Origin of the sequence: Pseudomonas sp. G34 (assembly GCF_031119625.1) — a bacterium.
In the GTDB taxonomy this organism is placed as follows: domain Bacteria; phylum Pseudomonadota; class Gammaproteobacteria; order Pseudomonadales; family Pseudomonadaceae; genus Aquipseudomonas.
Map to the genome: position 1 here is coordinate 378347 of NZ_JAVHZV010000010.1, position 18128 is coordinate 396474.

Annotated in this window: 12 protein-coding genes; 8 read left to right on the plus strand and 4 right to left on the minus strand. The window is 59.5% G+C overall.

Annotation, left to right across the window (positions count from 1 at the left end):
• Positions 1-2: 2 nt before the first annotated feature.
• The 7 genes from QYS36_RS09550 (at position 3) to QYS36_RS09580 (ending at position 11816) form a co-directional block, all read left to right on the plus strand.
• Positions 3-7307: a DUF637 domain-containing protein gene (locus QYS36_RS09550; protein ID WP_308839244.1), complete on the plus strand. Its 7305-nt coding sequence runs from the start codon at positions 3-5 to the stop codon at positions 7305-7307.
• Positions 7304-7867: a hypothetical protein gene (locus QYS36_RS09555; protein ID WP_308839245.1), complete on the plus strand. Its 564-nt coding sequence runs from the start codon at positions 7304-7306 to the stop codon at positions 7865-7867. Before QYS36_RS09550 ends, QYS36_RS09555 begins: the two co-directional genes overlap by 4 nt.
• Before the next feature lie 243 nt (positions 7868-8110).
• The gene (locus QYS36_RS09560; protein ID WP_308839246.1) at positions 8111-8497 is read left to right on the plus strand and encodes a DUF6896 domain-containing protein; all 387 of its coding nucleotides are present in this window, start codon (positions 8111-8113) and stop codon (positions 8495-8497) included.
• A 142-nt stretch (positions 8498-8639) separates the two neighbouring features.
• Positions 8640-9197 carry a hypothetical protein gene (locus QYS36_RS09565; RefSeq protein ID WP_308839247.1) on the plus strand — a complete coding sequence of 186 codons (558 nt, stop codon included), beginning with the start codon at positions 8640-8642 and terminating at the stop codon, positions 9195-9197.
• Positions 9198-9199: 2 nt separating this feature from the next.
• Positions 9200-9520, plus strand: coding sequence for a hypothetical protein (locus QYS36_RS09570; RefSeq protein WP_308839248.1), 321 nt, complete (start codon positions 9200-9202; stop codon positions 9518-9520).
• 257 nt (positions 9521-9777) lie between these two features.
• Positions 9778-10419, plus strand: coding sequence for a hypothetical protein (locus tag QYS36_RS09575; protein WP_308839249.1), 642 nt, complete (start codon positions 9778-9780; stop codon positions 10417-10419).
• A gap of 203 nt (positions 10420-10622) precedes the next feature.
• A complete protein-coding gene (locus QYS36_RS09580; RefSeq protein WP_308839250.1) occupies positions 10623-11816 on the plus strand; it encodes an IS4 family transposase in 1194 nt (397 codons plus the stop codon).
• 217 nt (positions 11817-12033) lie between these two features.
• Here QYS36_RS09580 and QYS36_RS09585 read toward each other — a convergent pair whose 3' ends face one another.
• The 3 genes from QYS36_RS09585 to QYS36_RS09595 form a co-directional block, all read right to left on the minus strand.
• Positions 12034-13182, minus strand: coding sequence for an aldose epimerase family protein (locus QYS36_RS09585; protein WP_308839251.1), 1149 nt, complete (start codon positions 13180-13182; stop codon positions 12034-12036).
• Between the two features lie 381 nt (positions 13183-13563).
• Entirely contained in the window at positions 13564-13893 is a 330-nt protein-coding gene (locus QYS36_RS09590) for a hypothetical protein (protein WP_308839252.1), read from the minus strand.
• Between the two features lie 28 nt (positions 13894-13921).
• On the minus strand, positions 13922-14824 hold the full coding sequence (locus QYS36_RS09595; protein WP_308839253.1) for an alpha/beta fold hydrolase: 903 nt from the start codon (positions 14822-14824) through the stop codon (positions 13922-13924).
• 217 nt (positions 14825-15041) lie between these two features.
• Here QYS36_RS09595 and QYS36_RS09600 point away from each other — a divergent pair, with 217 nt between their 5' ends.
• A complete protein-coding gene (locus QYS36_RS09600) occupies positions 15042-16292 on the plus strand; it encodes an MFS transporter (RefSeq protein ID WP_308839254.1) in 1251 nt (416 codons plus the stop codon).
• A gap of 96 nt (positions 16293-16388) precedes the next feature.
• Here QYS36_RS09600 and QYS36_RS09605 read toward each other — a convergent pair whose 3' ends face one another.
• Positions 16389-17954, minus strand: a complete 1566-nt coding sequence (locus tag QYS36_RS09605) for a SulP family inorganic anion transporter (protein ID WP_308839255.1) — start codon at positions 17952-17954, stop codon at positions 16389-16391.
• Between the last annotated feature and the right edge of the window lie 174 nt (positions 17955-18128).

Below are 18128 nucleotides of genomic sequence, written 5' to 3' on the forward strand. Positions count from 1 at the left end.
ACATGGACGTTCGCAGCCCCCTGAACCGTGCCATCGCCCGTATCCTCATCGGCGTCATGCTGTTCGACCCGGTGCGCGCCGTCGCTGCCGAGCTGGCGGTCGACGCCGCTGCCGGTGGCAACACCAGCATCGGCCAGGCCGGCAATGGCGTGCCGGTGGTGAATATCGCCACGCCCAATGGCAGTGGTCTGTCGCACAACAAGTTCACCGACTACAACGTCGGCCAGCAGGGGCTGATCCTCAACAATGGCGCCCAGGCTTTCGTACCGAGCCAGTTGGGCGGCTACATCAATGGCAACCCGAATCTCAAGGGCGGTGCCGCGGGCGTCATCCTCAACGAGGTGACCGGTAGCAACCGCAGCCAGCTCAAGGGCTATACCGAAGTGGCCGGGCAGGGCGCCCATGTCATCGTCGCCAACCCCCATGGCATCACCTGCGATGGCTGCGGTTTCATCAACACCCCGCGCGCGACCCTGAGCACCGGTGCGCCGCAGATTCAGGATGGCCGCCTCAAGGGCTTCGACGTCGACGGCGGCGACATCGCCATCGAAGGCGCCGGCCTCAATGCCAGCAACGTCGACCAGTTCGACCTGATCACCCGCAGCGCCAAGATCAACGCCGATATCCACGCCAAGCGCCTGAACGTCATTGCCGGCCGCAACGAAGTGGACGTTGCCACCCTGCAAGCCACCGCCAAGGCCGACGACGGCAGCGAAAAGCCCCAGGTGGCCATCGACAGCTCGGCCCTGGGCGGCATGTATGCCGGGGCGATCCGCCTGGTGGGCACCGAAGCGGGCGTGGGCGTGAAGCTGGCCGGCGACATGGCGGCCACTGCCGGGGATATCCAGATCGATGCCGGCGGCCAGCTGACCATGAACCGCAGCGCGGCCAGTGGCAACACCACCCTGGTGGCCGACAGCGTCGATCTCAAGGGCGATACCTATGCGGGCGGCACTGCCCGGCTCGAGGCCAGGCAGGTGGACGTGCGCGAGAGCCTCGCCGCCGGTGAACAGGTCAGGGTGCAGGCCGAGCGCCTGAACAACGCCGGCGCCATCGAGGCCGGCGTGCGCGCCGACGGCAGCACCAACAGCGCCGGTCACCTGCAACTGAGCGGCAACAACGTGCGCAACGCTGGCCAGCTCACCAGCCATGGTTCCCTGAACACCGACCTGCAGAAACTCGACAATGCCGGCGGCAAGGTCGCTGCGGCGGGTAACGCCACGCTCAAGGCCAAGGCGCTCGCCAACCAGGGCGGGCAGATCGTTGCCCAGGGCAACCTGACCCTCGACACCGATACGCTGAACAATCGCCAAGGCAGCGCCCTGGCGGGCCAGGCTTTGGCCATCAAGGCCGAGGCTGTGGATAACCAAGCCGGCACCCTGGCCGCCGGTGGCACCATCACCGCGAAGGTCAGCAACGCACTGAACAACGACGGCGGCCTGGTGGAGGCCGGCGGTCATCTCGATGTAGAAGCCGACAGCCTGAGCAATGCCGGTGGCCGCCTGCGTGCCCTGGGCAGCGGCGGTGAGAGCCGCTTCGCCATCGGCACCGCGTTGAATAACGACGGCGGCGTGCTGGAGGTGGCCAGCGCGGCATTGACCTTCGACACCCCGGCCCTGAGCAACCGTGGCGGTGTGGTACGTCACCTCGGCAGCGCCGGGCTGAATCTCGACATGGATCTGCTCGGCCAGGCCGGTGGTGAATTCATCACCAACAGCGCGGTGAGCCTGAGTGCCGAGGAATGGGTCAACAACAGCCTGCTGCAGGCCGCCTCCATCACCCTGGACATCGACCGCCTGACCCAGACCGCCGGCGGCGGCCTGCTGGCAGTCAACAGCCTCAGCACCACGGGCGAAAGCTGGATCAACGATGGCCGTATCGAAACCAATGGTAGCCTCGACCTGCGCCTGAGCGGTGATTACCGTGGCAACGGCAGCCTGCTCAGCCAAGGCAATCTGCTACTCGATGCCAAGCGTGTTGAGCTGGGCGACAACGCCCGTGTTCGCGGCGCGGGTTCAGTCACCGTCAGCGTATTGGGCGAGCTTGCCAACACGGGCCAGCTGACGGCCGGCACCTGGCTCAAGCTGGCTGTGGGTGAGCTCAACAACCGTGGCGCGCTTGGCGCAGCGGGCGAGCTACTGGTGCAGGCCCCGAAAATGCACAACGACGGTGGTTTGATTTTCAGCGGCACGGACATGACCTTGCTCGGCGACGAGCTGAGCAACCGCCAGGGTGATATCTACAGCCTGGGCAATCTGTTCTTTGCCCAAAACGAGGTGGGCGACAAGGCAAAGCGTTTCAGTAACGCATCCGGTACCGTCGAAAGCGCGGGCACGCTGACCATTGCCGCTGGCCTGCTGGAAAACCTGCGCGAAGATTTCGATATCGTCAAAGAGAAGGTGTCTGCGCGCCTGATCTACCTGCGTTGCGGTGATTGCGGCGGTACCAAAGAATCATCCCACTTCACGTTGGAAGAAATAGACCGCACTCGCGGTTCCAATAACAACCCGCAGGCCCAACTGCTGGCCGGCAAGGACATGAGCCTTTACAGCGATACGCTGGATAATCGCTACAGCCTGATCGCTACCGCCGGTAATTTGCTGATCGATACCGATAGCCTGTCCAATCTCGGCGCCCAAGGCGCAGACGTACTGACCAGCCGAGAGGTGCATGCCCACCGGATTCGCATGAAGTACGTGCGTGCGCGTCGAGCCGAAGCAAACGCCTTCACCGCCCGTAACTGGATTGAAAGCCCCAGCTACAACCCCGGCGACATCACGGCTGAGGTCAATAGCTTTCTGGCTCGCCATGCATACAAGATCAAGGTCAATGGTGAGCCGGTCTACAGCAACCGGGTCGATTATTCCGGCATTCTTCAGGCCGCCGGCAATGTAGATATTCGAGCGAACAAAGAGCTTAACAGCGATGTGATCCGCCCCGGCTTCGCCTACACCTCCGGCGGCAACCGAGTAGGAGACACCGGGGTCGGCAATGGTATTGCCACCTATGTAACCCTCAATCCTCAGCTGCCGGCTGATTTGGCCCAGCAGGCTGTCGACCCGCTTGCATTGCCTACCTTCAACCTGCCGAGTGGACAAAACGGCCTGTTCAGCCTGAGCACCAACCCCGCTCATCCTTACCTGATCGAGACCAACTCGGCGTTCGCCGACCTGGGCAACTTCCTCAATTCCAGCTATCTACTCGACCAGCTCGACTACAACCCCGATCACGCGCAGAAACTGCTCGGCGATGGCCTCTATGAACAACGCCTGATCCGCGATGCCATCGTGGCCCGCACCGGGCAGCGTTTCCTGGCCGGCCTGACCAGTGACGAAGCGCAGTTCCGCTACCTCATGGATAACGCCATCGCCAGCAAGGATGCGCTGCAGCTGTCCGTGGGCGTTGGCCTGTCGGCCGAGCAGGTCGCCGCCCTGACCCACGACATCGTGTGGATGGAAGAGCGCGAGGTGAATGGCCAGAAAGTCCTGGCACCCGTGGTCTACCTGGCCCAGGCCGAAGGCCGGCTGGCGCCGAATGGGGCGCTGATACAGGGGCGGGAACTCTCGCTGATCAGTGGCGGAGCGCTCAATAACGCAGGCACTTTGCGCGCGACAGAGAACTTGCAGGCTAGCGGTGAGAATATTGGCAACACCGGGCTGATGCAGACGAATGGGCGTCTGCAGCTATTGGCCAAGGACAGTATCCGTAATGCCCGTGGCGGCATTCTTAAAGGCCAGGACGTCAGCCTGGTTGCGCTGACAGGTGATATCGAAAACGAGCGCTCTGTCATCGAGCACCAAAGTGCAACGAGCAACACAGACCGTCAGCAGAGCTTCGTCGACAGCGCCGCGCGCATCGAGGCGGATAATGATCTGCTGATCAGGGCTGGCAAGGACATTCGCAACATTGGAGGTGCCATCAGCGCGGGCGGCGATGCGGCGCTCGAAGCGGGCAACGATCTGATCCTCGGCTCGGCCGAAGCCGAAAACCGCCAGAACAGCTGGGACCGCAAAGGCCACTCCTACCAGAACAGCATCACTCAGTACGGCAGCGATGTGCAGGTTGGCCGTGATCTGCAAGCGGTTGCCGGCCGCGATCTGCTGGTCGTCGGCAGCACCGTCAAGGCTGGTGGTGATATCGACCTGGCGGCTGGCGGTGACATGAGCATCATCTCGTCAGCCGACGAGAACCACTCCGATTACTACCGCAAGAGCGGCGGCAAGACGGTCATCTCCCAGGAGGATCACGTCAAACAGGTAGCTTCGGTCATCGAAGCGGGCGGCAACCTGAAGGCACAGGCTGACGGCAATCTCGTCCTCGCCTCCAGCCAGCTCAAGGCCGGCAACGAGGCTTACCTTTACGCAGGCGAGCAACTGGCGCTGATCGCCAACCAGAACACCGACTATTCGCTGTACGACAAGAAGAAAAAGGGCGGTTGGGGTAGCAAGGAAACACAGCGTGACGAAGTCACCACCATCCGCCATATCGGCACCGAGATCACCACCGGCAGCAACCTGACCCTGGCCAGCGCAGGTGACCAGCTGTACCAACGCGCGAGCCTGGACAGCGGCGCCGACCTGACACTGCAAAGCGGCGGTGGCATCACCTTCGAGGCGGTGAAGGATCTGGATCAGGAGAGCCACGAGAAGAGCAAGGACAATGCCTTCTGGACCTCGATGAAGGGTAAAGGAACTACCGACGAGACCGTGTTGCAGAGTGCGCTTGTCGCCAAAGGTGATGTTGCAATCTCAGCAGTCGAAGGACTGAAGATCGACATCAAGGAAGTCAACCAGCAGACCGTTAGTCAGACCATTGATGCCATGGTCAAAGCTGACCCGGACATGGCTTGGCTGAAGGAGGCTGAGCAGCGGGGAGATGTTGACTGGCGTTTGGTAAAGGAAATCCATGAAAGCTTCAAATATCAGCATTCTGGATTAGGGCCAGCTTCACAGCTGATCATTGCTATTGCCATGTCAATGATTGTAGGACCGCTTGCAGGAGCATACGGAGGTGTCGTTGGCCAGGCCGTGGCTGTTGGCGCTGCGACCAACGCGACAACCAGCGCGATCAATAATCGTGGCAACCTGGGTGCGGTGTTCAAGGATGTTACATCCTCGGATGCAATGAAGGGCTACGCGGTATCCGCGTTCGCTGCCGGGTTTACGACCGGCGTGCTCGATAGTGCTTTCGGCGTCACTGGCGACAACGTCAACAAGGTGACCAAGGGTTTCGACCTAAGTAAGGCATCGGATATTGGCAAGTTCGGCACTTACCTGGGCGTGCAAGGCACCGTACAGGCGGCTGCCCGGACGGCGATCCAAGGCGGCAGTTTCTCGGATAATCTGCAGGTTTCGTTGACCGATCAGGTCTATCACCTGATGCAGGCTACCGGCTTCACCTTTGCTGGCGATTTTGCAGAAGGTCGTTGGAGCGACAATCTGGGTGAGTGGGCCGACGTCAACTGGGCTGAAGGCAGTGCACAGAAAGCTGCACTGCACGCTGTGATTGGAGGCTTACTAAGCGAAGCGACCGGCGGTGATTTTGCAACCGGCGGCTTGGCCGCTGGCGCCAACGAGCTGTTGGTCGAACAACTGTCAGGCCAGATAAAACAGGACAAGAATCTCGAGCTGGCGGTTTCCCAACTGGTCGGTGTGGCCGCAGCAACCGCGACAGGCGGTGACCTCGCGAAGGCTGCAGAGCTCGCCAAGAACGCGACAGCCTACAACCGCCAGATGCACCCTGAAGAGGTTCGCCTGATCAAGCGTCAGGCTAAACAAATGGCCAGAGAGGAGGGGATCAGCGAGGACGAGGCCAGTCGTCGTATGGCTGAGGCCTTTGCTTACTACACCGACAAAGACTGGCGATCGACCATCTCCGGCAAAGAGGTGCTGATAGAAGAGTCGACCTTAGCGAATTTGGGTAAGGCACTGGCGCCACTGGCCAATCGCTACGAGGCAGTGAGCGATGTTCCGCAAATGGGCGAGCGGACTTATACCGCTGCAGAGACACTTGGTTTGCTGGAGCGTTACGAGTCCAACCACACCGATTTCTTCGATAGCAAGATCAATGCAGAGCACCTGATCGGTCGGTCACCATCCGATTGGGAGTATCAGGACTTCTACAGGAACAACCTCAATTACGGCGACGGTGTTGGCGTTGGGGCTCAGTTGGTTGGCGTCGGCAAAGGTATAGGTAATGCAGTAGGCGACACTGTTGTTGGTACGTATGAGCTAGGCAAAGGCTTGGTAACCGAGCCGCTTTCGACTAGCGAACAGATCGCCAACGGCCTACGTCAGACTGCATTCCAGCCTAACGAGGCCTATGCGAATTACACCCAAGCTCGTGATGATGCACAGATCCAGGCTGCTCTGTATCGCCTGCAGGGTAATCCCGAGGCCGCTGCCAAAGTCGAAGCGCAGTGGGAAACCAACTTTGCACTCAACTTTGCAGGTGGTGGCAGTGGTGCGCTGAGAAAACTACCAAGGTCAGGCGCGGATGTCTGGGAGGCCGGTCCGATTGCGAAGGGCAAGCTGGAGGCTGACGCTCCCAATTTGGACCCCAAACAAGGACACGGCGGCACGTCGCTGGCCGGCCTACCCGAACACTACCGCGAAGGAGGTTCAGTCGGCGCTGCCTTCAACGAAGCTGGCGGGTTGCCGGATGGTTATCGGCGGGTGCTCAATACCAAGACCGGCAATACCGAAGTGGTGTCGTCGGATGGGGTTTTCTACTATGAGACCGCAAACGGACTGCGACCTAAGGCTGGTGGAAATCTTGCTGGGCAGGTTGAGGCTGAGCGTAGGATTAAGGGTGCAAAAGCAACTGGTGCAGCTGAAGTACCGGCCACGTCTGCAACTGCACGGGTAGGACTGCGGGAAGACCTTGCAGCGCAAGCCGGAATCCCTCGAAATATGGTGGAAACTCCGGCGAATGTTTGGGGGAAATCCATTGATGATATTCAGCAGTCGTTCAAGATGGATGGTGCCAATCTCACATACGTGCCACCGAAAGCTGGAACATCTGGTAACGCGCAGGTTTACAAAGTTGAAGGTGGTACAACTGGCATTAAAGAGATTCAATATAGTCCATCTACTGTTGATGCCTCGGTTAAATCAGTGCATGTGGGGGAGTACTATAAAATTACATACGTTGATGGTAGTAAGGCTAAGGTTATTGATCCTGCGACCTACAGGCCGACATTTCAGGGGCCTTCTAAGCCCATTTATGATGCGAATACGACATACTTGAATCCGCAAGGTCAGAAAGTGAAGTTCAACCCTGCAACCAATGCGTGGATTTCCGAATGATGCCGCTAGGTAGTTTTTCTATAGTTTGGGATGCTTCAATTATTCCTGGTGTATCACTTGCAGGAATACCGTTACATGCTAGTGCTGTCGATCTGGAGGCTGTGCTTTCGAAATATTTGACTGATAAGAATTCTTCGCTGTATAGGTTTGAAGGGGCGCCAGAACTTTGTTTGAGTAGGTATGGTCTGGATGATCGCGGTAATGGCGGTTATTCTTTTTCAATTTTTGATGATGAGATTGTCAGTGAGTTAAAAAAAGGAGTTCCTGCATTATCTGTTCTTATTCGTAGTGGGAGGGTGTACGCAGTTAAAGTTTATGACTTTAGTTTTCCAGGCGAGCCTGCGCATAGACTTGTTTACAAGGGGCTTTTGTCTGAGTGCATAGGTTTGGGAAGTCTTGTATCTGATATTTTGCCATTTACTAGCTTAGAGTTTGATGAGGCCGAAGAGTGGTTTTATACCGGTCGTGATTATGGGGCCCTTGAAGTTACGGGGTGGGGGGTTCCTCTGGAGGAACAGCCGAACCAGCTTATTACAGCTATATGTGTAATTCAGGGATGACAGGCCTGCATGTATAAAATGTAAAAGCCTCAGACCTGATCTGACACCCTCGACACCGGCCTTGCGCCGGTGTTTTTGCACCCCAATCGATGGGGTCAGGGTCATTGATTTAGCCGCATGCTCGAATCAATGACTCTGATTCCATCGATTTTAATGTATTGCTGTTAAAGTACATAAAGTTACGCCTGCTGAAGCCGAGCAGCTAATGAGAGAAGTCGCTGAGTCGAGGTCTAGGTATTAATAATGAATTTAGAGCACGTCATTAGGGATTACATCCAGCTACAGTCTTCGCTCCTGGGTGCGTTTAAGGCTTGTTATCCAGAAGCAAGTGATCATAGGTGGCTGCTAGACTTTCCTAAGGCCGGGTCTATTGTTGTAGGTAACGATGTTTGGGTCTTTAAAAAGCATGGCGCAGGTCTAAAGTTTTTAAGAGAAACCTCTGAACCCTTTTTAGTAGTTGATGTTCACCAGGCAGTAGATAAAGGACATCTGTTCGACGAATGGAGAGTTCTTCAGTTTTTAGAATCGTGTGGCTATGTGGTGAGTTTGGAAAAGCTTAAATCTGAAATTGCTCTTCTTTGGAGAGAAAAGGGGACAGATTTATTTTTGGCCGTGGCAGTGGCGGAGTAAATAAATCTGTCCCCTTTTTCGCAAAGCCTCTGACGAATACCTCCAGAAGCTACATGCCAACGGGGCCGTTGATCGCGACGGAAAACTGATTAACGAGCGTAATGTTTATGTTCAGGGTGCCGAGGGGCTGGTCGATCTGGCATTGGATGGTGTAGGTTCGGCCGTAGGAAGGGCTGTAAGCGGTATCTGGTCGAGCGCGGACAGAATCAATGCCAACTCAGGGCGGCCGAAGAACAATCCGGAAACCATTGATCCCGGGCGAGCACCGGATCATAGTTGGGGGCAGCCGAGTGCTGCCTCAGGTGCAAAAGGGAACGCTGCGGTAGCAACAGAAGCTAATAACGCTCTCAGTGCTGCGAAAGGAGTTGTTGCCTCGCGAGTCAATGTGCGGACGGGCGCTGCAAACGTCAAGGGTAGTGGACTTGAGTACGCTTGGAAAAAGCATGGTGGCGCTTGGGGCGAGAATAAATCTGCTTTTACAATTTCCAAGGATGAATTGAAGGTTGTTCTGCAGAGTCCACAGGTCGTCAAGACGCCTGCGTACCAATCACCAATGTCTGGTAATTTTATTCGAACAGTTGATATGGGACGGCCTATTGGAATTGATGCCAAAGCTGGGGGGCAGCCTACAAATTTCATGACAGTGATTACTGATTCAAAAGGTAATTTGGTGAACACATTTCCTGGAAAGACTCTCTAATCATGTATTGCTTAATGGTATGGGATAAGAGCCTAGCATCCATCGGGCGAGATGGTTGCCTTGATAAAATTGAGATTCCTTTGGATGTGGCAAATTTTTTCTTTCGGCTTGATGCCGAGCAATTTCCAATCCTTTCCAGCTTAAGCTTTGATGACTACGATATGTTCTCTGGGGCGCAGATTGACTCGCTTGTAAATGAGTTGTTTGCTGTTGCTAGTATAAACCCTTTAGTTTCTGAAGTGGTTAAATTAATGGTGGATCTGATGCTTAAGGCGAAGTCTTTAAGAAAAAATGTTTTGTTTGATCCGTTTAGGGCGGATTGATTGCTGCAAAAGCCACTGCTAGCCTTGAAAAAGAGGCCGGCATTTACTTCGGACAGCAGAGAAAATATTGGCCCCAAAGTACAAAGTAATAATAGAGAATAATAGGGAAAATAATAGGGGACAGACCACGATTAACCCTCCTCTAAATCGTGGTCTGTCCCCTATTGTTCTGAAACTTGCAGCAGTTGATATCAGGGCCTCGCCTCCGAGCTTGGCCTTTTCTTACCGATGGAGCGCTTTACAGCTCAAGGACGTTCATGAAAAAAATCAGTTTTATCCTATTGGCCGGTGCGCTCGCAGGCTGCAACAGCATCTCCTCCGTCCCGTACGTAGAACCGAGCCCGTCTGCCGATACCGCCAAGGTTCGGGTGATCACGAATTCGAGCGTCTACGGCGACAGCCTCACCGAAAACTGCATTCCGAAGATCCGCCACAAGATGGCGGTGTCTGGCCGGCAGTATGAAAGCGGACGCATGCACGAGACGTATCCCCAGTTTCCGCTGCAGCCGAAGACGGTAGAGGGAATGCCGAAGCGTATGGCGCCGAAGATGATCGATCTGAAGCCCGGCATCCGTATGGCGGAAGGGATGTACGTTGAAGTCGCTACCGAGTATCTCGTGCCGACTAACGCACCCTTCATGATCTCAACCCTAGGCGCGGTGATGGGCAGCTACGGCAGCACCCAGCCGACTTGCCCTATGGATGCGAAGGTCTTCGACCTTGAGGCGGGAAATAGCTACGAGGTCTTCGTGGGCATGGGGCCAGGGCAGACCCCAGAGGGAGCGAAGCTGTTCTGTGCCCTGGCTGTGCGGAAGATGCTACCAATCGGGAACACTGGAGAGGCGTTGCCTTTAGTGGTCGAGCCCAAGCCGGCGCCGAAGGCGAAGTGTAAAAGTTAATCGTCGAGCCCCGCCATTGTGCGGGATTTTTTTGCTGATCATCTATTACGTAGAGTTTGTAACAACTCAACTTGGAGGGCCAATAAGGGACAGACCCTGAGGAATCCCCACAAAATATCTATTCAGATCAATCGGATAGCTTGAGGATGCCTGCATGAATCGGGCAGTTTGGTAGTCGCCAAACCAACCAACCCCCGAGACTCATGCAGGCAGTACGATTCTTACACAAGGCATTTTCCCAAGCACTCCCCACTGTTCACGCCAAGCGACTGACCGCGCTGATGAGTTGCGTCAGCGCCTTGTTGCATGGGCATCGCCTGACCCTGACCGATCTGGGCAGGGCCATGCCTGGGGAGGCTTACACCAAGCATTCGATCAAGCGCGTGGATCGCTTGTTGGGTAACGCCCAGCTTCAGTCGGAGCGTCCGCTGTTCTACTGGAAAATGCTGACTGCGCTGCTTGGCTCCCTGCATCATCCCTTGATCCTGGTGGATTGGTCACCGATCAATGCGGCTTCTGATCTTTACTTGCTGCGCGCTTCGATACCGCTGGCCGGAAGGGCGTTGCCCGTTTATGAGAGCGTGCATGATCGTGAAGGCTGCCCCCAACGTCAGAAACAACTACTCGATGCGCTTGAGCTTATGCTCCCCGATCAATGCGTGCCGATCCTAGTGACAGATGCCGGGTTTCGTCGCCCCTGGTTCCAGGCTGTTGAAGCCAAGGGTTGGTATTACGTGGGACGTGTACGCAATCGTGATCTGTATCGCGACGAGCAAAATCAATGGCAGCCGATCAAGCAGCTCTACCAGCGGACAACCTCGACAGCGCGCTCGCTTGGACAAATCGAGATGACGCGCAGGGCGCCGCACAAGGTTGCGTTGTACGGCATTCACCAACCGCCCAAGGGCAGAAAGCATCGACGCGTGACGGGCAGCATTGCGCGCAGCAAGCTCAGCCGGCAGAACGCTCGCCGTGAACAAGAGCCCTGGTTGCTCGCCAGCAACCTGCCACCAGCCAACTGGACGGCACACCAGATAGTGGGTGTCTACCGCAAGCGGATGCAGATCGAGGAAGGTTTTCGCGATGTGAAAAGCCTACGCTTCGGCTTTGCTTTCGATCTGCACCGGACGCGCTGCCCACGCCGTATCGAGAGCCTGCTGCTGATCGCCGCACTGGCTTGTTATGCGCTGTACCTGGTTGGCCTTCAGGCTAAAACGACAGGCAGTTCGTACCGCTTTCAGAGCAACAGCATTAAGTATAGAACCGTGCTGTCACTCTGGCGTATCGGCCTTGAATACCTCAGGCGCTCGGCCAGCGATCTATCTTGTTCGGCACTCGCCAAGATGGAGCTATTGCTGCGTGACGAGGTACACCAAAAAGCTCAGGTGCTGGAGTAGATTTGTGGGGATTCCTCAGGGACAGACCACGTTTATAGCTCTAGGTAAGAGGGACAGATTTATTTTGGCTCATGGAAAATGCTGAATAAAGTCCAGTGGGTTCGAGTTAGACGCTACTTGCTCGCCTGCTGCCGCTATATCGGGTTGAACATGGGATCGAGCCGAAAATAAAGGGGCAGATCTAGATCTGCCCCTTTTTCGTTATAAACGCCCGTCCTCACTTCACCGAAAACTTGAACACCGTGTTCTGCGTATACGTCTGCCCCGGATCAAGTCGTGTGGAGGCGAACGTCGGCTGGTTCGGCGCATCCGGGAAGTGTTGGGTTTCCAGGGTGAAGGCGCTCCAGTGGGCGTAGGTCTTGCCGGCTTTGCCCTTCACCGTGCCGTCCAGGAAGTTGCTGGTGTAGAACTGCACGCCCGGCTCGGTGGTGTAGAGCTGCAGGAGGCGGCCGGAGGCGGGGTCGTGGACTTCGGCGGCGAGTTGCTTGATGTCGCCTTTGGTATCCAGCGCCCAGTTGAAGTCGAAGCCGCCCTGTTTGGCTTCGGCGAATTTGAGCTGCTCGTGGTCGTCCTTGATGTGCTGGCCGATGGGCGTCGGTTTGCTGAAGTCCATCGGCGTGCCTTTGACCGGGGCCAGTTCGCCGGTGGGGATCAGCGTCTTGTTGACCGGCGTGTAGTGGCTGGCGTGCAGGGTGGCGACCTGCTTGAGCATGTCGCCGTTGCCGGCCCCGGCGAGGTTGAAGTAGCTGTGGTTGGTGAGGTTGACCACGGTGGGTTTGTCGGTGGTGGCCTTGTAGTCGATGTGCAGTTCGTTGTTGTCGGTGAGGCGGTAGGTGACTTCGGTTTTCAGGTTGCCGGGAAAGCCCATCTCGCCGTCCTTGGACAGGTAGGTGAGGGTCACGCCGACCGAATCTTTATCCTTCACCGGTTTGGCTTCCCAGACCTTCTTGTCGAACCCTTCAGCGCCGCCGTGCAGGGCGTTCGGGCCGTCGTTGAGCGGCACCTGGTAGCGCTTGCCGTCGAGTTCGAAGGCGCCGCCCGCCAGGCGATTGCCGAAGCGGCCGATGGTGGCGCCGAAGAACGCCGTGCCGGCCTCGTAACCCTGTACGTCATCGAAACCCAGCACCACGTCTTCGACCTTGCCGTTCTTGTCCGGCACTTCCAGCGCCTGTAGCACACCGCCGTAGGTGATGATGGTGGCCTGCATGCCATGGCTGTTGCGCAACTGATACTGCTCGACAGGCGTGCCGTCGCGGGTCTTGCCGAAGGGCTTGTGTTCGCTGGTCAGCCCGGCAGCGTTGGCGCCGGTACTGGCGATGGCCAAGGAGAGGGCCAGGCCGGACAACAGGTGGTGAGGGTGGGTCATGGTCGAACTTCCTTTTATTGTTGTGAGAGTCGTTCTAACGCAAGCGGCCTGGGGAGCGGGTGCCGGGCCGGAATGATCTTGATACGAAAAACAGGTTAGCTGTTATCTGACAAGTGGCTAGCCCATTCGTCTCGGCTACTCGGCCGGTTTTTGGCGAACTGCAGGCTGCCCGCGAACTAACCCGCTGAGTAGGCCATTAAGAGCGATTCATGCCGGGCGCCAAGACCTGCATTACAGCCGCCGCAGCAGACAGGGAGAAGGCTGAGCCATGAGCGACGCACCATCCGCAGCCGGAGCGCGGGCGGTGGTCATTCAGTTGCAGCCCGAGGATCAGCGGCTGATTCCCAAGCGCCGCCTTTCAGCCGCGCAGCTGACGGATCTTCAATCCTGCCCGGTTGCCTTACCACCGGACTGAGCCTGCGCTTGCCACTGGCGGATCGCCTGCAGCACCTGATCCTCGTAGCCGCGCAGCTTGCGCGCTTTGTAGGGCGAGGTGCTGATCGCCAGGATCGGCGCGCTGTAATGAATGGCCTCGGCCAGGCGATCCAGGTAGGCGTGGCCATCGCGGCGGTACTCGGCAAGCTCCTCCTCGTTCAGGCGGATCAGCACGCTGCAACTGATGGCGCCGTGATGGCACTCCACGTCCAGCAGCAAACCGCTGCCGTCTTCCAGCAGAAACCAGGCGTGGGGTTGGTGATCGATGACCTGCATGGTTCGTCCTCTGCCGGGCTGCGCGCGATCAGCCCTGGCCGATCTTCTGCTCGGAGAACAGCGTGCGAATCGCCTCGCGGTACTCGCGGCTGCCGGTGCGCATGCTGTTGTTGTGGTTACCGCCGTCGATCAGCAGCAGGCGCTTGGGCTGGTTGGCCGCCTGGTAGAGGCTCTCGCTGAAGCGCGCCGGCACGTAGCGGTCGCCGGTGCCGTGGGCGATCAGCACCGGCACCTTGATGTCGCCGATCTTGCTCAGGGAGTCGAATTTCTGCGACAGCAGCCAGCGCACCGGCAGCGAGGTGTACTCGGCGGCCACCGCGGTGGCGGCATCGGCCAGGTTGGTGAAGGTCGATTCGATGATCAGCCCGGCCAGCGGCGGCGTATGGCGATCGCGGCCCAGGGAGTCGGCCAGGTTTACCGCCACCGCGCCGCCCAGGGAGTGCCCGTAGATAAAGCGCTTGGCCGGGTCCGGCTGCAGTTCGGTTAGGCGTTGCCAGGCGATCTCGGCGTCCTCGTAAAGGGTGCGCTCGGAAGGCAGTTCGCCGCGGCTCTCGCCGAAGCCGCGGTAGTCGATGGCCAGCACCGAAAAACCCATGGCGTGCAGCTGCTCGATGCGAAACAGCTGGCCGGTGAGGTTCCAGCGCGAGCCGTGCAGGTACAGCAGGGTCGGCGCGTCCGCCTTGCGGGCCGGCCACCACCAGGCGTGGATGTTCTGGCTGTCGCCGAACTCGGGCGCGCTGAGGGTCATGTCTTTCACGCCGGCGGGCAGGCCGTGGAACCAGCTGGCGGTGCCCGGCTCGATACGAAACACCAGCTCGCGCTCCTTTTCTTCCAGCTTGGTGCAGCCGACCGGCAGGCCGACGGCCAGGCACAGCAGCAGGCCGATGCTGAACCAGCGACGACGCAGGGTGTGGATAAGTGTGCTGGCCATGGTTCTCCGCGGAGGTTGCAAACGTAACGCGCGCCGCGCTTCGCTCACGGGGGGCGCTGGGGCAGGGGCAGGTGATAGGCGAATAGACCGAAACGCCCTGCCGACGTTCGTCGGTTTCGGCGGTTTCGGGTATCGAGTTGTTACCGCAGCATGACAGGGCTGCTGGCGCTTTCAAGCCTGCGCTATGCTGCGCCGCTGAACTCCTGCGGACGCCACCATGACGCCCACTCCTGCCGATTTGCGCCGCCCGGCCGGTGCCACCCTGGTGCTCCTGGCCTCGCTGTATTGTGCCCAGGGTTTGCCGTCGGGGCTGATCGCCCATGCGTTGCCGGTGTTGCTGCGTCAGCACGGTGTGGACCTGGCCGTGATCGGGCTGCTCAAGCTGCTGGCACTGCCCTGGCTGCTCAAGGTGCTCTGGGCGCCGTGGGTGGATCGCCTGTCGTCGCGGCGCCTGGGTCATCATCGGGGCTGGATTCTACCGCTGCAGGGCACGGTGGTGGCGATCCTGCTGGCCCTGGCACTGCTCTCGCCGGATGCGCTGTTCGGCGCACACTTGCCGCTGCTGCTTGGCCTCCTGGTGCTGGTCAACCTGGCGGCGGCAACCCAGGACATCGCCACCGACGGCCTGACCGTGCGCCTGTTGCCCGAGCGCTGGCGCGGATTGGGCAACAGCCTGCAGGTGGGCGGCTACAAGGTGGGCATGATCGTCAGCGGCAGTGGCCTGTTGCTGGTGATCGATCGCGTGGGCTGGAACCTGTCGTTGCTGGCGCTGACCCTGCTGGTCGCCCTGATGCTGCTGCCGGTATGGCGCTTCGCCGAAACCCGGCAATTGCCGCCTGCCAGCGCGCCGGCCGAGCCGCTGGGCGTCGGCCTGTTGTGGCGCCATTACCGCGGCCTGCTGGCGTTGCCGGGCATGGGTTTGTGGCTGGCCGTGGTGCTGACCTTCAAGCTCGGCGACGCCCTGGGCTCGCCGATGATCAAGCCGATGCTGGTGGATCAGGGCTGGAGCAATGCCGAACTGGGCCAACTGACCTTGATCAGCAGCCTGGTCGGTATCGGCGGCGCGTTGTTGGGCGGTTTGCTGTATGCGCGCCTCGGCGTGCTGCGCGCGCTGCTGATCTTCGGCGGCTTGCAGGCGCTGAGCCTGGCCGCGCTGGCGCTGCTGGTCAGCCGTGGCGGCGATGCATCGCTGGTGTATGGGCTGACGCTGTGCGAGCAGGCGGCCGATGGCTTGTCCACAGTCGCCCTGTTCGCCGCGATGATGCGCCAGTGCCGCCCCGGCCACGAAGGTGCGGACTTCACCCTGCAGGCCTCCACGCAGATTCTGCTTGGCGGCTTCGTCGGTGCGGCCAGCGGTGTGCTGGCCAAGGCGCTGGGTTATGACGGGTTGTTCGTGTGTGCCGGCGGGCTGGGGCTGGCGGCATTGCTGCTGGTGGGGCGTTACTTTCGTCGGTATGGCTGGCGCTAGCCTGCGGATCGTCCGTAGCCCGGGTCGAGCGTAGCGACACCCGGGGGATTCCTGGGTATCGCTGCGCTCAAGGCCAGGCCACGGGCCGTTGCAGTTTCAATCCTCGAACTGCACCGGACAGTTGGCGCCTTCGAGCTTGTGGATTTCCTCGACCACATGGGGGCGGGCGTGGCGCAGCACCAACTGGCGGTTCTGCGCCTGCAGACGGCGCGCCTCCAGGTGGAGCATTTCCACGCCGGCGTAATCGATGAAGTTGATGTGCCGGGCGTCGACCACCACCCGCTCGCCATGGCTGAGCTGCAGGATCTGCTGCACGTAATGGCAGGCGCCAAAGAAGATCGAGCCTTCCAGGCGCAGCAGCTCGTCGTCGCCGTCGCGGGTGTATTTGAAGCGCGGTTGCGAGGTGCGCTTGAGGTAGAAGAACAGCGAGGCCAGCACGCCGGCGTAGATCGCCGTTTGCAACTCCAGCACCAGGGTGGCGAGCAGGGTCAGCAGCATCACCACGAACTCCGCACGGCTGACCCGCAGCAACGCGCGAACGCCGGCGACATCCACCAGCCCCCAGCAGATCAGCAGGATCGCCGCGCCCATGCTGGGCAGGGCGATATGGGCGATCAGCGGCGCACAGAACAGTGCAAAAGCGGCCACCAGTAGCGCCGAGAACACCCCGGCCATCGGCGAGGTGGCGCCGCTCTGCAGGTTCAGCGCCGAGCGGGTGAAGGAGCCGGCCGACAACGAGCCGGAGAACCACGGGCCGATCAGGTTGGACAGGCCCTGGGCGCGCACTTCCTGGTTGGCATCCAGCAGTTGCTGGGAGCGGGCGGCCAGCGAGCGGGCGATGGACAGGCTGGTGACCAGCCCGAGCATGCCGCAGGCGATGGCAGCGGGCAGCAGTTCGAGCAGGCTGTTGACCTCGAAATGCAGCAGGGTGAATGGCGGCAAGGTGCCTTCGAAGGCGTCGACCAGGCGAATGCCGGCGAAGAAACCGGGCAGGGCGGCGACCAGCAGGCTGCCTGCAATCACCCCGATCAGCAGGGCCGGCAAGCGTGGCCACAGGCGCCGGCAGAGCAGGCTGACCGCCAGGGTGAAGGCCGCTACCAATAGCGCGTGCCAGTCGGCCTGGTGCAGGTGCTGGCCGAGATCGAGCAGGGTGGCCACGGCAGTGCGCTGGCTGTCGACGTCGAGGCCCAGCAAATTCGGTAGCTGACCAAGGGCGATCACCAGCGCGGCGCCCAGGGTGAACCCGAGGATCACCGAGGGCGACACGAAGTTGACCAGGTTGCCGAAGCGCAGCAGCCCGAGCAGCCACTGGAACAGCCCGGCGAGAAAGGTCAGCACCAACACCAGGGCGACGAACTCCTCGCTCCCGGGCCTGGCCATGGGGCTGACGCTGGTGAACAGCACGATGGAGATCGCCGCCGTCGGCCCGCCGATCAGGTGCCACGACGAGCCCCACAGGCAGGCGATGATCACCGGCACGATGGCCGCATACAGCCCGTACTCGGCCGGCAGCCCGGCGATCAGCGCGTAGGCGATCGATTGCGGCAAGGCGAGGATGGCGCCGCTCAGGCCGACCAGCAAATCCGTGCCCAGGGTGCGCCGGGTGACGCTCGGCCACCAGAGCAGGAAGGGCAACAGGCTGTATCGGCTGGGTAGACGCATGGGCTTTTTCGTTAAGGGGTTGGGTGGTGGGCAGGGTAGCAGAGGTGTTGGCGATTATTTCCCAAGGGCCTCGAGTGCAGCGTCTATTTGGTGGGCTGAAGCCCACCCTACGGCTTTCGCAGCAGCGTGTGCCTACGATCTTGCGGGCATGGCCCGCTCCCACAAAAAGAAGTT